The following is a 17,162-nucleotide window of genomic DNA, read 5'->3' as shown; positions in this document are numbered from 1 at the left end:
TTACAGAAAGCTTTGCGGGTCGATATCCACCGACAGCCGCAGGTTGGTCGGCGGCTTGGCCAGGGCCAACCAATCGGCGATGGCGGTCTGCAAGGGCGCCTGGCGCGGGGCGCGGATCAGCATGCGCATCCGGTGACGTCCCCGGACCCGCGCGATGGGCGCAGGTGCGGGCCCCCATAATTCGGCCCCCGCCTGCGCCAGGGGGGCGGCCAGAGACGCCAGGTGGCGGGCGAAATCGCTGACGACGCCCAGGTCGGGATGGGACAGGATCACCCCCGCCAGCCGCCCGAAGGGGGGCATGCCCGCCGCCTGACGGCCTGCGGCCTCGGCGTCCCAAAAACCCTCGTCCTGCCCCGACAGGATGGCACGGATGACCGCGTGGTCGGGCTGATGGGTCTGCAGCATCGCAACCCCCGGCGCCGCCCCCGATTGCCGCCCCGCCCGGCCGGCCACCTGCCGCATCAGCTGAAAGCTGCGTTCCGCGGCGCGCAGGTCCGCGCCCTGCAGGCCCAGATCGGCGTCGATGACCCCCACCAGCGTCAGGCGGCTGAAGTTATGGCCCTTGGCGACGATCTGGGTGCCGATGATGATGTCGGTATCGCCATCGGCGATCTGGGCGATCGCCTCCTTCAGCGCACGCGAGGAGTGGAACAGGTCCGAGGACAGCACCGTCGCCTTGGCATCGGGGAAACGGGCGGCGACCTCTTCGGCGATGCGTTCGACGCCGGGACCGATGGGGGCCAGCTTGCCCTCGACCCCGCAAGAGGGGCAGGCGGCGGGGATGGGCCGGGTCTCGCCGCATTGATGACAGACCAGGCGGTTCTGGAAGCGGTGTTCCACCATCCGCGCATCGCATTGATGACAGCCGATCTGTTCCCCGCAGGCGCGGCAGACCGTCACCGGCGCAAAGCCGCGGCGGTTCAGGAACATCAGCGACTGTTCGCCCTTGGCCAGCCGCGCTTGGACCTCGCGCACCAGGGTGGGCGAAATCCAGCGGCCCGGTTCCATCGCCTCGGCCCGCAGGTCGATGGCCGACATCTGCGGCAGCTCGGCCTCACCGTATCGTGACCGCAGGTCCAAACGGGCGTATTTGCCACTGGCCGCGTTCACCCAGCTTTCCAGGCTGGGCGTCGCGGATGCCAGCACCACCTGCGCCTTGTTGATCGAGGCCCGCATCACCGCCATGTCGCGGGCGCTGTAGAAGACCACGTCCTCCTGCTTGTAGCTGCTGTCATGTTCCTCATCGACGACGATCAGGCCCAGATCGGCGAAGGGCAGGAACAGCGCGGACCTTGCGCCCACGACCAGCCCCACCTGGTTCGTGCCGGCCATGTGCCACAGGCGCCTGCGTTCGGTGCGGGTGATGCCGCTGTGCCATTCGCCGGGGCGGGCGCCGAAACGCGCCTCGACCCGGTCCAGGAACTCCGATGACAGCGCAATTTCCGGCAACAGTACCAGCGCCTGACGGCCCTGCGCCAGGCATTCGGCGACGGCCTCCAGATAGACCTCCGTCTTGCCCGACCCGGTGACCCCGCGCAGCAGGGTGGTGCCATAGCTGCGGGCGCGGATCTTGTCGCGCAGCGTGTCGGCGGCCTCCTGCTGATCGGCGGCCAGGGGCTTGCCGGACATCTGCGGATCAAGGCGCGGATAGGGCAGGTCGCGCGGGGCCTCGATCTCGGCCAGCGCGCCCATGGCCACCAGCCCCTTGACCACGGATGTCCCCACCCCCGCCAGCTGCGCCAGCTCGGATGCCGCGAAACTGGCCCCGCCATGATCGGCCATCACCTGCAGCACGCGGGTCCGCGCCTCGGTCATGCGTTCGGGCTGGCCCGCGCCCGGCACGATGACGCGCCGCGCGGCGGGCGGCTGGTCCAGATCGGGGGCGCGAGTGGCCATGCGCAGCATCAGGGGCAGCGGCGTCAGGGTGTAATCGGCGGCCCGCGTCAGGAAATCCAGGAAACCGGCGGAAAAAGGCTGCGCGTCCAGGACGCGCGCGACGGGGCGCAGCTTGGCCAGGTCGAAATCGCCCAAGCCCTCGCCCCAGACCAGGCCCAGGACGCGGCGCGGCCCCAGCGGCACCAGCACCAGCTGGCCCTGGCGCACGCCGCCCTCGGGCGACAGGTAGTCCAGCACGCCCACCGGCTCGCAGGTCAGGACCGCGATCCGGGCGCGGGAGGGGAAAAAGGCGGGCGTGTCCATCATCACCCGCGATAACTACGCCCCCCCCGCGCGGTTGCAAGCCCCGCAGCGGGGGTTGTTTCCGTTTCCGCCCTGCGCCACAAGTCGTATGACCCCGCTGAACCGAGCAAGAGGAGCCGGCCATGAAATTCTTCGTCGATACCGCCGACGTCGCCGCCATTAAGGAACTGAACGATCTTGGCATGGTGGACGGTGTGACCACCAACCCGTCGCTGATCCTGAAATCGGGCCGCAACATCGCAGAAGTCACCAAGGAGATCTGCGACCTGGTCGACGGTCCCGTCAGCGCCGAAGTCGTCGCCGAAAAGGCCGATGACATGATCCGCGAAGGCAAGCACCTTGCCCAGATCGCGGAAAACATCACCATCAAGGTGCCGCTGACCTGGGACGGCCTGAAGGCCTGCCGCGTCCTGACCGACGAAGGTTTCATGGTCAACGTGACCCTGTGCTTCACCGCGGCCCAGGCGCTGCTGGCCGCCAAGGCCGGCGCGACCTTCATCAGCCCCTTCATCGGGCGCCTGGACGACATCAACCTGGACGGCATGGACCTGATCGCGGATATCCGCGAGATCTATGACAACTATGGCTACGAGACCGAGATCCTGGCGGCATCCATCCGCAGCGTGAACCACATCGTCGATGCCGCCAAGATCGGTGCCGACGTGATCACCGCCCCCCCGGCGGTCATCAAGCTGATGGCGAACCACATCTTGACCGACAAGGGTCTGGCGCAGTTCAATGCGGACTGGGCACAGACCGGCCAGAAGATCGGTTGACCACCAAGAAACGGCGACAAGGGGCAAGGCATGAGCGACGGTCTGGAACAGGAACTTCGTGACAGGCTGCTGGCCAGCCCCCAGGACCTGCTGGCGGACCGCGATGTCATGCGCGCCCTTGTCGCCACCCACGAGGCCGAGACGGGTGCCAATGTCATCGACATCCGCGGCCGCGCCATGCAGGCGCTGGAAACGCGCCTGAACCGGCTGGAGGCGACGCATGAAAGCGTGATCGCCGCCGCCTATGACAATCAGTCCGGCGTGGCGATCGTGCACCGCGCCGTGCTGGCCCTGCTGGAGGCGGCCGACCTGCCCGACCTGGTGGGCCGCCTGCAATCGGACACCGCCCCCCTGCTGCGCATCGAGACGCTGCGCCTGGTCGTCGAGGGCACCCATGACATCGACTGGCCCGAGGACACGCTGATCACCCCCGAAGGCGCGATCGACAGCATCCTGCAGGCCGGACGCCGCACCCCGCGCGGCGACGACATCGTCCTGCGCGCCGCCCTGGTTCTGACCCGTCCCCTGCATGGCCGAACCGTCGCCTCCGAGGCGCTGCTGCCCCTTGACCTGGGATCGGACATGCCGCGGGCCATGCTGCTGATGGGCAGCGCCGATGCCGCGCGCTTCATGCCCGCCCATGGCACCGACCTGCTGCGCTTTTTCGCGCAGGTCTTCCGGATGGTCCTGCTGGACCGCCACCGGCGATGACCGCGCCCGCGCTGCTGGCCCTGGCGCCGGCCACCAGCCATGCCCTGGCTCGCTGGCTGGATACCGAAGCCTCGACCCGGGACCGGTCCGACCACACGATCACCGCCTATCAGTCCGATGTGATCGCCTTCCTGCACTTCATCGGCCGTCATCACGGCGAGCCGGCAACGCCCAATTCGCTTGGCACGCTGCGGCAGGCGGACATGCGCGCCTTTTCGGCATCCGAACGCACCCGCGGCCTTGGCGCGCGGTCGCTGGCGCGGCGGCAATCGGCGGTGCGCAGCTTCCTGCGCTGGCTGTCGGACCGCGAGGGGTATGACCTGTCCGCCGCCCTGTCGGCGCGCAGCCCGAAATACGCGCGGTCCCTGCCCCGCCCCCTGACCCCCGACCAGGCGCAGGACACGCTGGCGCAGGTCGGTCTGCATGACACGCCCTGGATCGCGGCGCGCGATACCGCCGTTCTGACCCTTCTGTGGGGCAGCGGGCTGCGCATCTCGGAGGCGATGGCCCTGAACGGCAGCGACTGGCCCTTCCGCGAGGCGCTGACCATCCGCGGCAAGGGCGGGCGCGAAAGGCAGGTGCCGGTGCTGCCCGTCGCGCGTCAGGCCATCGCCGCCTATCTGGAGCTGTGCCCTTGGGGGCACCGCGCCGATCAGCCGCTGTTTCGCGGCATGCGCGGCAAGCGCCTGACGGGGGATGCCGTCGCGGGCGCGATGCGCAAGGCGCGGGCATCCCTGGGCCTGCCGGCCACGGCCACGCCCCATGCGCTGCGTCACAGCTTTGCCACGCATCTGCTGTCGGCGGGGGGCGATCTGCGCACCATCCAGGAATTGCTGGGCCATGCCAGCCTGTCCACCACCCAGGTCTATACCGGGGTCGATGACGCCCAGTTGATGGCCGTCTATCGGTCGGCCCATCCGCGCGGTTGAACCCGCGCCACATGGGCGGCGTTGTCCCGACAACATGTTGAAAAGAAGGCTTTCAGGATGACCAACCACGCGATCTTCGACCGCCCCCTGGGTGTCGCCCCGCCCCCGGGATACGACCAGGCCATCTTCGGGATGGGCTGCTATTGGGGGGTGGAACGCCTGTTCTGGCAGCAGAACGGCATCTGGCTGACCGAGGTCGGCTTTGCGGGCGGCGATGTTCAGAACCCCACCTATGACCAGGTCAAGCGCGGCGATACCGGCCATGCCGAGGTCGTGCGGATCATCTATGACAGCTCGCTGATCAGCTATGATCACCTGCTGCAGCTGTTCTGGGAAAACCACGACCCGACGCAGGGCGACCGGCAGGGCAGTGACATGGGCAACCAGTATCGCAGCCTGATCATGACCTTTTCCGAAGGCCAGGAAGCCGCCGCCGAGGCATCCAAGGCCGATTACAACAACCGCTTGGCCGTGCAGGGTTTCCCCGAGATCACGACCGCCATCCTTCCCGCCGGACCCTTCTGGCCCGCCCACGAGGCCCATCAGCAATACTTGGAAAAGAACCCCGAGGGTTATTGCGGCCTCAAGGGGACGGGGGTAGAGGCGTCCATGCCCAACCCGGATCCCATCTGATGCCCACATTCACCGCACTGACCCATCTGCAAGGCCGCGAAGCCGCCGAAGACCTGGCCGAGGCCTGCGAGGATCTGACCCCCGAACCGGTCGGCACCGGCGTCTTCGAGATCGAGGACGGATCGGAGCGGTGGGAGGTCGGCGCCTATTTCACCGAAAGCCCCGACGAGATCGGTCTGGCCCTGCTGGCGGCGGCGCATGGCGCGAACCCCTTCGTCATCTCGGAACTGCCCGAGGTGGATTGGGTCGCGCATGTCCGCCGCGAACTGACCCCCGTCCATGCGGGACGCTTCTATGTCCATGGCAGCCACAATGCCGATGAGATCCCCGATGGCGTCGAGCCCTTGTGGATCGAAGCGGCGATGGCCTTCGGCACCGGCCATCACAACACCACCAAGGGCTGCCTCGAGGCCTTGGACCGGCTGGCGACCGAAGGCTTCAAGGCGACGCGCATCGCCGATATCGGCTGTGGCACCGCCGTGCTGGCGATGGGCGCCGCGCGCCTGTGGCAGGTGACGGTGCTGGCCAGCGACATCGACCCGGTCGCGGTCGACACGGCCGCCGCCAATGTCATCGCCAACGGCCTGGACGGGCGCGTCGTCTGCATGGAGGCCGCAGGATTCGAGCATCCGACGCTGGAACAGGCCGCGCCCTATGATCTGGTGCTGGCCAATATCCTCAAGCAGCCGCTGATCGACCTGGCGGGCGACATGGCCCGCAATGTCGCGCAGGCGGGCAAGATCATCCTGTCGGGCATCCTGACCACCCAGGCCGACGAGGTCGTCGAGGCCTATGGCAAGACCGGCTTCACGCTGGATCGCCGCGACGATCAGGGCGACTGGACGACGCTGGTCCTGACCCGCGACTGACCCCGCCCCACCGTCCGGACATGAAAAAACCCCCGCGAGCCTCGGCTTTCGGGGGTTCGTTCGTCATTTGGATGGGCAGTGGCTTCAGAAGCCGCGCGCAATCCGCTCGATGTCGCCACGGCACAGACCGATATCGTCCAGCTCGCGGTCGGACAGGCGGCTCAGCTCGCGACGGGTCACGCGGGTATCTTTCCACGAGCCGAACAGCGAGATGATATGCGCGACGATGTTGCCCACGCCTCCGACAGCCATGCTGCGGTTCGTTTCGATCGTCGTCATCGTGTCACCTGTTTTCAGATTGCCCTATCGTCGGGCAGTTTTCGGATACACAGGAGATAATTCGGGCAAGGGGCAAAGAGTAGCCGCCAAAGGGTCATTGCCGCTATGCGATGACTGCAACAGCCACCGGTGATTTCGTTGCCGAAATGTCGCAAATTCCCTGTAGGGGGGTCGGTTGGCGCCAGGTTGACCTAACGCCAATCGCCTAGGGACGCCTGCCACAGGGCCAGCGCCGCGACCGCTGCCGTATCCGCGCGCAGGATGCGCGGCCCCAGGCTGACCGGCGTGACGAAGGGCAGCGATCGCAGGCGGGCGCGTTCGGTTGCCGAAAATCCACCCTCGGGGCCGATCAGGATCGCCCAGGGGCCGCCCTGCAACCCCGCCAGGGTTTGGGCGGGACCGGCCAGCGCCTCATCCGCCCAGAGGATCCGGCGCTCCTCGTCCCATCCGTCCAGCAGGCGCGACAGCGGCGTCAGGTCATCGACGGGCGGGACATAGGTGCCGCCGCATTGCTCGGCGGCCTCGATGACGTGGGCCTGCAGGCGGTCCTGGCGGATGCGTTCGGAATTGGTGTGATCGGTCTGCACGGGCAGGATGCGGGCCGCGCCCATTTCGGCGGCCTTTTCGACGATGAAATCGGTCCGCGCCTTTTTGATGGGGGCAAAGCACAGCCACAGGTCGGGCGGGTTCTGCTGGGGGGCCGACGGCTCGACCGGGGTGACGCTGCCGCCCCGCTTGCCGACCTGATCCAGTTCGGCAAGCCATTCGCCGTCACGCCCGTTGAAGACCCGGACCCGGTCGCCCGGCTTCTGGCGCATGACGCCCGACAGGTAGTGCGCCTGTCCCTGTTCCAGCGGAACGGGTTGTCCAGCGGCCAGAGGGTGATCTATGTAAAGTCTGATTTTCGCCATGATGGGTGCGACGCTATGCAAAGCCAGACCGAAAGGCCAGATGCCGTCATCGACGCGCCCAAGGGAAATTGGGTCGACCGCTATGCCCCGCCGCGGACGCGCCCTTGGCTGCGCATGTCCCGCGCCGACCGCCCCATCGGGACCTGGCTGCTGCTGCTGCCCTGCTGGTGGGGGGTGGGGCTGGCGATGATGACGGATGCACCGCGCTGGTTCGACCTGTGGATCGCGCTGGCCTGCGCCATCGGCGCCTTCGTCATGCGCGGCGCGGGATGCACCTGGAACGACATCACCGATCGCGACATCGATGCCCAGGTGGCCCGCACCCGGTCGCGGCCCCTGCCCTCGGGTCAGGTGTCGCTGCGGGGGGCCTATTTCTGGCTGGGGCTGCAGGCGCTGGTCGGGCTGGCGATCCTGGTGACGCTTGGGCGGGCGGCGGTCTGGATGGGGGTGGCGTCGCTGGTGCTGGTGGCGATCTATCCCTTTGCCAAGCGGTTCACCTGGTGGCCGCAGATCTTCCTGGGGCTGGCCTTCAACTGGGGCGTGATGCTGGCCTATGCCGCGCATATGGGCCGGGTGGACGTGGCGCCGGTCGTCGCATGGCTGGGCGCGATCGCCTGGACGATCTTCTATGACACCATCTATGCGCATCAGGATGCCGAGGACGACGCCATGATCGGCGTGAAATCGACCGCGCGCCTGTTCGGCGATGCCAGCCCCCGCATCCTTGCGGGCTTTGCGATCCTGGCCGTCGCGGTGCTGGCCGTGGCCACCGCCCTTCCCGGTCGCAATCTGTTGATAGCCTGGGCGGGCCTGGCCGGTTTTGCCGCGCATCTGGCATGGCAGCTGAAGAAATTCAAACCCCATCAAGGGGATGTCTGCCTGCGCCTGTTCCGGTCGAACCGCGATGCGGGGCTGATCCTTGCGCTGTTTCTTGCCGTGGCCGGCTTGGCGTGATTGCGCCACGGGGGTGCGGGGGCTAAACCTTGCGCGCTTGCAACAGACCAAGGTTTTCACGCATGGCTTCCCCGCGCCGCAGATTTTCCACCACATTGGCAACCGTCCTGGTCATGGGCGGGGCGGGTGGCCTCTGCTGGGTGGGGGCCGAAGCGGCCGCGACCTTCATCGAGGAACGCGCGGCGCAGGATGTCGGGCTGGCGCTGCAAAGCGGCGGCTTTGACTGGGCGACGGTATCGACCGATGGCCTGCGCGTCCGGCTGACCGGGACCGCCCCGACCGAGGTCGAGCGCTTTCGTGCCATGACCCAGGCCACGGGCGTCGTCGATGCCAATCGCATCGTGGACGAGATGACCGTCGCCTCGGTCGAGGCGATGACGCCCCCCGATTTCAAGATCGAGCTGCTGCGCAACGACCAGGGCGTGTCGTTGATCGGGCTGGTCCCCGCCGCGACCGACCGTCAGGCGATCCTGCGCAGCCTGCGGGCCGATGCGCCGGACGGACAGGTGACCGACCTGCTGGAAAGCGCCGATTACCAGGTTCCCGACCTGTGGGACGCTTCGGTCGCATACGGCATCAAGGCCGCGCAGATGACCGATCAGGCCAAGGTCTCGATCGGGCCGGGGCTGGTGGTAATCGCGGCCCTTGCCAAGGACCGCGAGGACAAGGGCCGGCTGGAAGCGGCGTTGAAGCGCGACCTGCCCAAGGGGGTCCGGCTGGACAGCAGGATCACGGCCCCCCGCCCGGTCATCGCGCCCTTCACGATGCGCTTCGCCATCGATGACAAGGGCCCCCGATTCGACGCCTGCGCCGCCGATGACGAAGCCGCCCAGGATCGCATCATCGGCGCCGCCCGCACCGTCGGGCTAGAGGGTGCGGTGGACTGCACGCTGGGGCTGGGCGCGCCATCCCCCGACTGGGGCACCGCCGCCGAGGCCGCCATCAAGGCCGTGGGCCAGCTGGGCGCGGGGCAGGTCACGATCTCGGACGCGGATGTGGCGCTGGTCGTGTCGGCGGGCATGGACCAGGGCCGCTTCGACGCCGCCGCCGGCGCGCTGGAACAGGCCCTGCCGCAGGGCTTTTCGCTGAAGGCGGTGCTGGAAAAGGCCCGCCCCAAGGATCAGGGCCCCGCCACGTTCGAGGCCACCCTGACCGAAAGCGGCAGCCTGTCGATGACGGGGCGCATCGCCGACCAGCAGATGCGCGAGGCCGTGGACAGCTTTGCCACGTCGCGCTTCGACGTGACCCAAAGCGGGCTGCGCAGCGATCCCGACGTCCCCGGCGGCTGGACCGTCCGCGTCGTCGCCGCGCTTGAGGCGATCGATGCCCTGCAAGCGGGCAGCGTCCGCGTCACGCCGGACCTGTTGCAGGTCACCGGCATGTCGGGCGACCCCAATGCCACCGACCGCACGGCGGCCCTGCTGTCGCAGCGCCTGGGGACGGGCGCGCGCTATGCCCTGACGATCGGCTATGACCGGCGGCTGGACACCGCGCTTGGGCTGCCGGATGGCGATGAATGCGTCGCGCAGCTGAACACGGTGATGTCGGAAAGCGAGATCGGCTTCGAGCCCAGCAGCTCCTCGATCGCGGGGGATCCGGGTCCGACGCTGGACCGTCTGGCGCAGACCATGGTCGAATGCGCCGATTTCCAGATCGAGGCGGGTGGGCATACCGATGCCCAAGGCTCGGACGGGTTCAACGCCGAATTGTCGCGCGGGCGCGCCCAGGCCATCGTCACAGCGATGAAGGATGCCGGGATCGATATCACCAACATGACCTCGCGCGGGTATGGCGAAAGCCAGCCCATCGCCACAAACGACACCGAGGAAGGCCGCGAGGCCAACCGCCGGATCGAGTTCCGCCTGCTGTCCCCCCACCCTGCCCGTGCAGCCGCCCCCGCGGTCACGGCCGTCACGGGCATCACCGGCCAGCAGGCCGAACAGCCGGACGCACCGCCCGTCCAGGGACCGAACCTGCCGCAGATGCAGGGTCCGAACCTGCCGCCGCGCCCGGCCCAGATGCAGGGACCGAACCTGCCGCGCAGCAATGACGGGTCCAGCATGACCCCCCTGACCATCGGCGTCAGCGAAGAGTTCGAGTCGCTGGACGCGCGCGAGGAAAACCTTAGGGTGCCGGTGCAGACCCCCGATGCCGACACGCCGCGTCCGGGTCCGCGTCCCGATGGTGTGGCCGAACGCGCCGCGACCCAAGAAGCCGCGACCCAGCAAGACGAAGCGAAGACCCCATGAACCGATCCGAATTCATCGCCGTGACCGCCGTGATCCTGTTCGGGGCCTTTGTCCTTGGTTGGATCGCCAGCTGGCTTGTGCATCGCATCGCGCGTCCGGTGCGGGCCGACATGACCGAATTGGATCACATGGCCCAGCAGCTGCACGAGGCCGAGGAACAGCGCGACAGCGCCGTGGCCCTGCTGGAACAGCGCGAGGCCGAACTGTCATCGCAACTGGTGGGCGCCCGCGCCGAGGCCGAGGCCGCGCTGGAGGGCCTGCGCGACAGCCGCACCGAGATCGAGGAACTGCGCGACTATATCGAGGCCAAGCTGGCCCGCCGGTAATCGCGCATGAAAAAGGGGGCCGCGGGGCCCCCTTTCGCATCCGGTCGGTGGCGGGATCAGATCCCGGCTTCGATGATCGCCCGCGCCAGGACCGGCACCGTGTCGGTGTTCAGCCCCGCGATGTTCAGCCGCGAATCGCCCACCATATAGATGCCCGCGTCGCGCTTCAGCGTCTCGACCTGTTCGGTCGTGGCCCCCAGGCGAGAGAACATGCCGCGGTGATGTTCGATGAAATCGAAACGGTCGCTGCCCGACAGCTGGCGCAGTTCGGATGCCAGCTGCGTGCGCAGGCCCAGCATGGTGTTGCGCACATCCTCCAGCTCGGCGGCCCAATCGGCACGCAGGGCGTCGTCGGTCAGGATGGTGCTGACGATGCGGGCGCCGTGATCGGGCGGAAAGGAATAGTTCTGGCGGTTCAGGAAGGCCAGCGATCCTTGGGTCAGATCGCGCGTCGCCGTATTGTCGGTCAGCGCCATCAGGATGCCGGTGCGTTCGCGATAGATGCCGAAATTCTTGCTGCAGGACGCCGCGATCAGCACCTGCGGCAGGCGCTGCGCGATCATGCGGGTCGCCGCGGCATCGGCGTCCAGACCGTCGCCAAAGCCCTGATAGGCCAGGTCGATCAGTGGGATCGCCCCGGATTTCTCCAGGATCGCAGCAACTTCCTCGAACTGTTCCAGCGTCAGATTGGCGCCGGTCGGGTTGTGGCAGCAGCCATGCAGCAGAACGATGTCGTCCTTCTTGGCCTTGGAGATATCGGCCTTCATCGCCTCGAAATCGACGCCGCGCGTTTCCGCATCGAAATAGGCGTATTCGACGAAGGGCAGGCCCATGAACTTCATGATCGACAGGTGGTTCGGCCAGGTCGGGTTCGACACGAAGACCGTCACGTCGGGATTGGCCAGACGCGCCAGTTCCAGCGCCTGACGGATGGCACCCGTGCCACCCACGGTGGCGACCGAGGCCAGACGGTCGGCGGGCACCTCGCCCAGCACCATCTGCGCCATGGAATTGCGATACTCGGCCTCGCCCGCAAGGCTGGTATAGGCCTTGGTGGTCTGGCTTTCCCAGATGCGCTGCTCAGCCGCCTTGACCGCCCGCATGACCGGCGTCACGCCCTGCGGGTCCTTGTAGACGCCGACCCCAAGGTCGATCTTGCCCTGTCGGGTGTCGGCCTTGAATTCCTCGATCAGCATCAGGATCTTGTCGGGGGCTTGGGCTTTGAGGTTGGACAGCATCTTAAGCGTCTCCGGTTGCGATGTTCAGGTCGGCGAAGCTGCCCCATTCGGTCCAGCTGCCGTCGTAGAGTGAGTGGTTGCGATGCCCCAGCCGTTCCAGCGCCATCGACAGGATCGCCGCCGTCACGCCGCTGCCGCAGGTGGTGATGGCGGGCTGGGTCAGATCGACACCGGCAGCATCGAAACGGGCCCGCAGGGTGTCGGTATCGACCATCGTGCCATCCGCGTTGAACAGCTGCGGCCAAGGCAGGTTGCGCGATCCGGGGATGTGGCCCGAACGCAGGCCCGCGCGGGGTTCGGGCGTTTCGCCGCGGAAGCGGTCGGGGCTGCGGGCGTCGATGATCTGATGATCGCCCAGCTTGCTGGCCGCCGCGACCTGCGTCACGTCGCGGACCAGCCCCGCCTGACGCTGGACGGTGATGTGGCGGTCGCGCATGACGGGGGGCATGTCCTCGACCGGGCGGCCTTCGGCCCGCCACTTGGCGAAACCGCCATCCAGCACCGCGACATCGGTCTTGCCCATCAGGCGCATGGTCCACCAGACGCGGAAGGCGCTGTGGACGTCGGAATTGTCATAGATGACCATCTGGTGCCCATCACCGATGCCCATCGCGCGCATGCGGCTGATGAACATCTCGACCGGGGGGGCCATGTGCGGCAGGGTGCTGCGCTTGTCGCTGATGGCGTCGATGTCGAAGAAGCGTGCGGCGGGGATATGGGCGGCGTCATATTCGGCGCGCGCGTCGCGCCCGGCATCCGGCATGTGCCAGCTGGCGTCGATGATCCGCAGGTCGGGGTCGTTCAGATGCGCCGCCAGCCAGTCGGTCGAGACCAGAGTTTTCGGATCGTCCTGCATTGCGGCCCCCCTTGCTGCGCCGCCCCGATTTACAGGGCCAGCGCCTGCGCTGCAATGCCGCAAGGCCTAACCTTGCTTCAGAAGCCGCTGTTTCTGGCGTCCCCAGTCGCGTTTGGCGCTGGTTTCGCGCTTGTCGTGGTTCTTTTTGCCCTTGGCGATGCCGATCTTCAGCTTCACCATGCCACGATGGTTGAAATACATCACCAGCGGAACAAGCGTCATCCCCTCGCGGCCCGTGGCCTGCCACATGCGGGCCAGTTCGCGCTTGCTGACCAGCAGCTTGCGGCGACGGCGCGCCTCGTGGCCGAAGACACCGGCGCGCAGCAGGGGCGCGATATAGCCGTTGATCAGCCACAATTCGCCATCCTCGACCGAGGCATAGCTTTCGGCGATGTTGGATTGGCCGACCCGCAGGGACTTCACCTCGGACCCGGTCAGCATGATGCCCACCTCGAGATCGCTCTCGATGAAATAGTCGAAGCGTGCGCGCCGGTTCTCGGCGATCACCTTGTAGTTCTTGCTGTCATCGTCCTTGGCCATGACGATGTCAGATAGGGTCGCGGGCGGGCTGTGTAAAGGTGGCCCCGACGGGGAATGGAAAAAGACATGCTGCAACAGATCGCATTCGGATCGCTGCTGATGGTGGCCAGCGTCGTGATGTCGGGCATGACGTTCTGGGCGCTGGAGCTGGTCCTGGCCCGTGCCACCCCCTGGCTGGTCCAGCCGCCCCATCGGCTGAAGCTGTTCATGGTGGTGATCGCCACCAGCCTTGCGGTGATGGCGATGGTGACCATGTCGGTCTGGCTGTGGGCCGTCGTCCTGCATCTGATGGGCATCTTCCAGGGATTCGAACAGGCGATGTATTTCACCTTGGTCACCTTCACGACGCTTGGTTATGGTGATGTCCTGATGCCGGATCAGTGGCGCATCATGGGCGGGCTGGCGGCGGTGAACGGCCTGGTCGTCTTCGGCCTGACGACCGCCCTGATGGTCGAGGCCCTGCGCCATGTCCGCATCCGCCAGATCGAATTTCTGAAGGAATAGCGCATCGTGACATTCATTCGTCCCAAGGCCCTGCGCCCATGAAGGCCGGACCGCGCAATCTGATCACCGATGTGGCGGGGCTGCGGGTCGGCCATGCCGCCGATACCGCGCTGAAATCCGGCGTGACGGTACTGACTGCCGATGCCCCCTTCGCGGCGGGGGTTCACGTCATGGGCGGCGCCCCCGGCACGCGCGAAACCGACCTGCTGGCGCCAGACAAGCTGGTGCAGGCCGTCGATGCGCTGGTGCTGTCGGGGGGATCGGCCTTTGGGCTTGCGGCCTGCGATGGCGTGGCGGACGGGTTGCGGCGGGCCGGGCGGGGTCACGCGGTGGGACCGGTGCGCGTGCCCATCGTGCCGGGGGCGATCTGCTTTGACCTGCTGAACGGCGGCGACAAGGATTGGGGGGAAAACCCCTATCCCGCCCTGGGCCGCCAGGCATGGCAGGATGCCACCAGCGATTTCGCCATCGGCAGCGTCGGCGCAGGCACCGGGGCGATGACGGGGTCGTTGAAGGGCGGGCTGGGATCGGCCTCGGCTGTGCTGGACAGCGGCATCACGGTCGGCGCGCTGGTGGTCGTGAACGCCTTGGGCCATGCCAATATCGACGGCAGCCGCCATTTCTGGGCCGCGCCTTGGGAACTGGACGCCGAATTCGGCGGGCTGGGCCTGCCCGCGACCTTCCCGGCCGCCATGGAACCCATCCCCGGCAAGACCTTGGGCCAGGCGACCACCATCGCCATCGTCGCCACCGACGCCGCGCTGGACAAGGCAGGCCTGCAGCGGCTGGCGATCGTGGCCCATGACGGCATGGCGCGCGCGCTGGTGCCCAGCCACACGCCGTTGGACGGGGATCTGGTCTTTGCGATCTCGACCGGAGCGCGGGCCATGCGGGATGACGGGACCGATCCCTTTGTCCTGGGACACGCGGCCGGCTGCACTCTGGCGCGGGCCATCGCGCGCGCCGTTCATGCGGCGCGGCCCGCACCGGGCGACCTGCAATCCTGCTGGTGCGATCTGCCCGCGACCGATCGGCCGAACGATCCGGCAAAATAGGAAAGGGGCAGCGCACCGGTAAATGCGCCGCCCCACACAGAGAGAGATCATCAAGAGGGAAGCCTGATGATTCCATCCCGAACGCATCACCCCGGCATCGGGTTTCATGCGAAGTTGCACCCTGTCAGGCCTGGGCCGCGTCTTTGGAACGCGCCGGGGCACCGACGGTTATGCATGACAGATATCTGCCCGAAACCCTGCGCAAGGATAGTCCGATGACCTCTGGCACCACAGACCTCAAGACATTGCTGAAAGACCCGTCGCTTCTGGAAACCCGCGCTTATGTGGCGGGCGAATGGATGGATGCGCCTGACGGCGCGACCTTCGACGTCAAAAACCCGGCGCGGGGCGACGTGATCGCCAAGGTGGCCGATATGGGCCGGGCGCAGGTCTCGCGCGCCATCGATGCCGCCGAGGCCGCGATGAAGGATTGGGCGGCGCGTCCGGCCAAGGAACGCGCCCAGGTGATGCGCAAATGGTATGACCTGATGATGCAGAACCAGAATGACCTGGGGACCATCATGACCGCCGAACAGGGCAAGCCCCTGGCCGAGGCCAAGGGCGAGGTCGCCTATGGCGCCAGCTTCATCGAATGGTTCGGCGAAGAGGCCAAGCGCGTTTACGGCGAGACCATTCCCGGCCACCAGGCCGACAAGCGCCTGACCGTGATCCGCCAACCCATCGGCGTCGTGGGCAGCATCACGCCCTGGAACTTTCCCAATGCCATGATCGCCCGCAAGGCCGGCCCCGCGCTGGCGGTGGGCTGCGGCTTTGTCGCCCGCCCGGCGCGGGAAACGCCGCTGTCGGCGCTGGCCATGGCGGTCCTGGGCGAACGCGCGGGCCTGCCCAAGGGCATCCTGTCGGTCGTCACATCGTCGAAATCCAGCGATGTCGGCAAGGAATTCTGTGAAAACCCCAAGGTCCGCAAGCTGACCTTCACCGGATCGACCGAGGTCGGGCGCATCCTGCTGGCCCAGGCCGCCGACCAGGTGATGAAATGCAGCATGGAGCTGGGCGGCAACGCGCCCTTCATCGTCTTCGACGACGCCGACCTGGATGCGGCAGTCGAAGGGGCGATGGCGTCGAAATTCCGCAACAACGGCCAGACCTGCGTCTGCGCCAACCGCATCTACGTGCAGGCGGGGGTCTATGACGCCTTTGCCGAAAAGCTGGCGGCGGCGGTGGCCAAGCTGAAGGTCGGCGACGGGCTGGAGGACGGCGTGACCACCGGCCCGCTGATCAACCAGGATGCGGTCGACAAGGTCCAGGAGCATATCCGCGACATCAAGGACAATGGCGGCCAGGTCCTGACCGGCGGCAAACCCATGGAGGGTCTGTTCTTCGAACCCACCGTCGTCACCGGCGTCACCGACAGCATGAAGGTCGCGACCGAGGAAACCTTCGGCCCCCTGGCGCCCCTGTTTAAATTCGACACCGAGGAAGAGGCCATCGCCAAGGCCAATGACACGATCTTCGGGCTGGCCTCCTATTTCTATGCCCGCGACATCGGCCGCATCACCCGCGTCCAAGAGGGGCTGGAATACGGCATCGTCGGGGTGAACACCGGCCTGATCTCGACCGAGGTGGCGCCCTTCGGCGGCGTCAAGCAGTCGGGGCTGGGCCGTGAGGGCAGCCATCACGGCATCGACGACTATCTGGAAATGAAATACATCTGCCTGTCGGTGTGACAGATTTCCCACAAAAGTCCCGGTCGCGCAATTTCACGGGAACGCAAAGCGCGGCCGGGACTTTTGACTCGGAAGGGTCATCACAGCGGTGGCCGCACAATTCTTGATCAAGGGGACTTCTCATGGAAGGTATCGGCTGGATTCTCGCCATCATTCTGGGCGCACTGGCAGGTTGGATTGCCGAAAAGGTGATGAAATCCAACATGGGCTTGCTGATGAACATCATCGTTGGCATCGTCGGCGCGCTGATCGGTAATTTCCTGTTCGACCTGGTGCTGGGCAGCAGCGCCGAAGGCAGCATCATCGGTCAGCTGATCATCGCCGTCATCGGCGCGTGCATCCTGATCTGGCTGGTTCGCCTGGTGCGCGGCCGCACCTGATCGGCGCAGGATCGGAAATGACAAAAGGCCGGCATTGCGCCGGCCTTTTTCATGTCTGACTGCCT

At 67.0% G+C, this 17,162-nt stretch carries 18 protein-coding genes; 12 read left to right on the top strand and 6 right to left on the bottom strand.

Annotated elements, in window-relative coordinates; translation table 11 throughout:
* Complete coding sequence (locus tag IE00_RS03940) at nucleotides 1-2,199, bottom strand: primosomal protein N' (protein WP_072295973.1); 2,199 nt, start codon at nucleotides 2,197-2,199, stop codon at nucleotides 1-3.
* A 122-nt stretch (nucleotides 2,200-2,321) separates the two neighbouring features.
* Between IE00_RS03940 and fsa the strand changes: the two genes are divergently transcribed.
* From fsa to IE00_RS03915, 5 genes are read left to right on the top strand one after another with little or no spacing between them, the layout of a single operon-like run.
* Nucleotides 2,322-2,975 (top strand): fructose-6-phosphate aldolase, encoded by a 654-nt coding sequence (fsa, locus tag IE00_RS03935; protein WP_072295779.1) that lies wholly within the window; start codon nucleotides 2,322-2,324, stop codon nucleotides 2,973-2,975.
* A gap of 30 nt (nucleotides 2,976-3,005) precedes the next feature.
* A complete protein-coding gene (locus IE00_RS03930; protein WP_072295778.1) occupies nucleotides 3,006-3,686 on the top strand; it encodes a DUF484 family protein in 681 nt (226 codons plus the stop codon).
* Nucleotides 3,683-4,615 carry a tyrosine recombinase XerC gene (locus tag IE00_RS03925; RefSeq protein ID WP_072295777.1) on the top strand — a complete coding sequence of 311 codons (933 nt, stop codon included), beginning with the start codon at nucleotides 3,683-3,685 and terminating at the stop codon, nucleotides 4,613-4,615. The genes IE00_RS03930 and IE00_RS03925 overlap by 4 nt, the downstream gene beginning before the upstream one ends.
* A 57-nt stretch (nucleotides 4,616-4,672) precedes the next feature.
* On the top strand, nucleotides 4,673-5,248 hold the full coding sequence (msrA, locus tag IE00_RS03920; RefSeq protein WP_072295776.1) for a peptide-methionine (S)-S-oxide reductase MsrA: 576 nt from the start codon (nucleotides 4,673-4,675) through the stop codon (nucleotides 5,246-5,248).
* Entirely contained in the window at nucleotides 5,248-6,117 is an 870-nt protein-coding gene (locus tag IE00_RS03915; RefSeq protein WP_072295775.1) for a 50S ribosomal protein L11 methyltransferase, read from the top strand. Before msrA ends, IE00_RS03915 begins: the two co-directional genes overlap by 1 nt.
* A gap of 84 nt (nucleotides 6,118-6,201) precedes the next feature.
* On the opposite strand, the gene IE00_RS03910 is transcribed toward IE00_RS03915, so the two are convergent.
* Together IE00_RS03910 and IE00_RS03905 are read right to left on the bottom strand one after the other, a co-directional pair.
* Nucleotides 6,202-6,396, bottom strand: a complete 195-nt coding sequence (locus IE00_RS03910) for a DUF1127 domain-containing protein (protein ID WP_072295774.1) — start codon at nucleotides 6,394-6,396, stop codon at nucleotides 6,202-6,204.
* A 191-nt stretch (nucleotides 6,397-6,587) separates the two neighbouring features.
* On the bottom strand, nucleotides 6,588-7,307 hold the full coding sequence (locus IE00_RS03905; protein ID WP_072295972.1) for a 16S rRNA (uracil(1498)-N(3))-methyltransferase: 720 nt from the start codon (nucleotides 7,305-7,307) through the stop codon (nucleotides 6,588-6,590).
* Nucleotides 7,308-7,322: 15 nt separating this feature from the next.
* Between IE00_RS03905 and ubiA the strand changes: the two genes are divergently transcribed.
* The 3 genes from ubiA (at nucleotide 7,323) to IE00_RS03890 (ending at nucleotide 10,836) form a co-directional block, all read left to right on the top strand.
* The gene (gene ubiA, locus IE00_RS03900) at nucleotides 7,323-8,261 is read left to right on the top strand and encodes a 4-hydroxybenzoate octaprenyltransferase (protein WP_072295773.1); all 939 of its coding nucleotides are present in this window, start codon (nucleotides 7,323-7,325) and stop codon (nucleotides 8,259-8,261) included.
* A 62-nt stretch (nucleotides 8,262-8,323) separates the two neighbouring features.
* A complete protein-coding gene (locus IE00_RS03895) occupies nucleotides 8,324-10,510 on the top strand; it encodes an OmpA family protein (protein WP_072295772.1) in 2,187 nt (728 codons plus the stop codon).
* Nucleotides 10,507-10,836, top strand: a complete 330-nt coding sequence (locus IE00_RS03890) for a hypothetical protein (protein ID WP_072295771.1) — start codon at nucleotides 10,507-10,509, stop codon at nucleotides 10,834-10,836. Before IE00_RS03895 ends, IE00_RS03890 begins: the two co-directional genes overlap by 4 nt.
* Nucleotides 10,837-10,892: 56 nt before the next feature.
* On the opposite strand, the gene IE00_RS03885 is transcribed toward IE00_RS03890, so the two are convergent.
* From IE00_RS03885 to smpB, 3 genes are all read right to left on the bottom strand, one after another.
* A complete protein-coding gene (locus IE00_RS03885; protein ID WP_072295770.1) occupies nucleotides 10,893-12,074 on the bottom strand; it encodes an amino acid aminotransferase in 1,182 nt (393 codons plus the stop codon).
* 1 nt (nucleotide 12,075) lies between these two features.
* Nucleotides 12,076-12,930 carry a 3-mercaptopyruvate sulfurtransferase gene (gene sseA, locus IE00_RS03880; protein ID WP_072295769.1) on the bottom strand — a complete coding sequence of 285 codons (855 nt, stop codon included), beginning with the start codon at nucleotides 12,928-12,930 and terminating at the stop codon, nucleotides 12,076-12,078.
* Nucleotides 12,931-12,996: 66 nt separating this feature from the next.
* Nucleotides 12,997-13,470 (bottom strand): SsrA-binding protein SmpB, encoded by a 474-nt coding sequence (gene smpB, locus IE00_RS03875; protein ID WP_072295768.1) that lies wholly within the window; start codon nucleotides 13,468-13,470, stop codon nucleotides 12,997-12,999.
* Nucleotides 13,471-13,536: 66 nt separating this feature from the next.
* Between smpB and IE00_RS03870 the strand changes: the two genes are divergently transcribed.
* The 4 genes from IE00_RS03870 (at nucleotide 13,537) to IE00_RS03855 (ending at nucleotide 17,097) form a co-directional block, all read left to right on the top strand.
* Nucleotides 13,537-13,974 (top strand): ion channel, encoded by a 438-nt coding sequence (locus IE00_RS03870; RefSeq protein WP_072295971.1) that lies wholly within the window; start codon nucleotides 13,537-13,539, stop codon nucleotides 13,972-13,974.
* Between the two features lie 38 nt (nucleotides 13,975-14,012).
* Entirely contained in the window at nucleotides 14,013-15,029 is a 1,017-nt protein-coding gene (locus tag IE00_RS03865) for a P1 family peptidase (protein WP_072295767.1), read from the top strand.
* A gap of 215 nt (nucleotides 15,030-15,244) precedes the next feature.
* Nucleotides 15,245-16,717: an NAD-dependent succinate-semialdehyde dehydrogenase gene (locus IE00_RS03860; RefSeq protein WP_072295766.1), complete on the top strand. Its 1,473-nt coding sequence runs from the start codon at nucleotides 15,245-15,247 to the stop codon at nucleotides 16,715-16,717.
* A 122-nt stretch (nucleotides 16,718-16,839) separates the two neighbouring features.
* Nucleotides 16,840-17,097 (top strand): GlsB/YeaQ/YmgE family stress response membrane protein, encoded by a 258-nt coding sequence (locus tag IE00_RS03855; RefSeq protein WP_072295765.1) that lies wholly within the window; start codon nucleotides 16,840-16,842, stop codon nucleotides 17,095-17,097.
* The last annotated feature ends 65 nt before the right edge of the window (nucleotides 17,098-17,162 follow it).

The sequence above is a fragment of the Paracoccus sp. SM22M-07 genome (assembly GCF_001887735.1).
GTDB lineage: Bacteria > Pseudomonadota > Alphaproteobacteria > Rhodobacterales > Rhodobacteraceae > Paracoccus.
The sequence above is the reverse complement of the archived record's forward strand: the minus strand, read 5'-3'. Positions and strand labels throughout refer to the sequence as shown.

Bases quoted from the DNA above. Each gene is read 5' to 3' on its own strand.
- IE00_RS03940 (WP_072295973.1), bottom strand. From the start codon at position 2,199: ATGGACACGCCCGCCTTTTTCCCCTCCCGCGCCCGGATCGCGGTCCTG.
- fsa (WP_072295779.1), top strand. From the start codon at position 2,322: ATGAAATTCTTCGTCGATACCGCCGACGTCGCCGCCATTAAGGAACTG.
- IE00_RS03930 (WP_072295778.1), top strand. From the start codon at position 3,006: ATGAGCGACGGTCTGGAACAGGAACTTCGTGACAGGCTGCTGGCCAGC.
- IE00_RS03925 (WP_072295777.1), top strand. From the start codon at position 3,683: ATGACCGCGCCCGCGCTGCTGGCCCTGGCGCCGGCCACCAGCCATGCC.
- msrA (WP_072295776.1), top strand. From the start codon at position 4,673: ATGACCAACCACGCGATCTTCGACCGCCCCCTGGGTGTCGCCCCGCCC.
- IE00_RS03915 (WP_072295775.1), top strand. From the start codon at position 5,248: ATGCCCACATTCACCGCACTGACCCATCTGCAAGGCCGCGAAGCCGCC.
- IE00_RS03910 (WP_072295774.1), bottom strand. From the start codon at position 6,396: ATGACGACGATCGAAACGAACCGCAGCATGGCTGTCGGAGGCGTGGGC.
- IE00_RS03905 (WP_072295972.1), bottom strand. From the start codon at position 7,307: ATGGCGAAAATCAGACTTTACATAGATCACCCTCTGGCCGCTGGACAA.
- ubiA (WP_072295773.1), top strand. From the start codon at position 7,323: ATGCAAAGCCAGACCGAAAGGCCAGATGCCGTCATCGACGCGCCCAAG.
- IE00_RS03895 (WP_072295772.1), top strand. From the start codon at position 8,324: ATGGCTTCCCCGCGCCGCAGATTTTCCACCACATTGGCAACCGTCCTG.
- IE00_RS03890 (WP_072295771.1), top strand. From the start codon at position 10,507: ATGAACCGATCCGAATTCATCGCCGTGACCGCCGTGATCCTGTTCGGG.
- IE00_RS03885 (WP_072295770.1), bottom strand. From the start codon at position 12,074: ATGCTGTCCAACCTCAAAGCCCAAGCCCCCGACAAGATCCTGATGCTG.
- sseA (WP_072295769.1), bottom strand. From the start codon at position 12,930: ATGCAGGACGATCCGAAAACTCTGGTCTCGACCGACTGGCTGGCGGCG.
- smpB (WP_072295768.1), bottom strand. From the start codon at position 13,470: ATGGCCAAGGACGATGACAGCAAGAACTACAAGGTGATCGCCGAGAAC.
- IE00_RS03870 (WP_072295971.1), top strand. From the start codon at position 13,537: ATGCTGCAACAGATCGCATTCGGATCGCTGCTGATGGTGGCCAGCGTC.
- IE00_RS03865 (WP_072295767.1), top strand. From the start codon at position 14,013: ATGAAGGCCGGACCGCGCAATCTGATCACCGATGTGGCGGGGCTGCGG.
- IE00_RS03860 (WP_072295766.1), top strand. From the start codon at position 15,245: ATGACCTCTGGCACCACAGACCTCAAGACATTGCTGAAAGACCCGTCG.
- IE00_RS03855 (WP_072295765.1), top strand. From the start codon at position 16,840: ATGGAAGGTATCGGCTGGATTCTCGCCATCATTCTGGGCGCACTGGCA.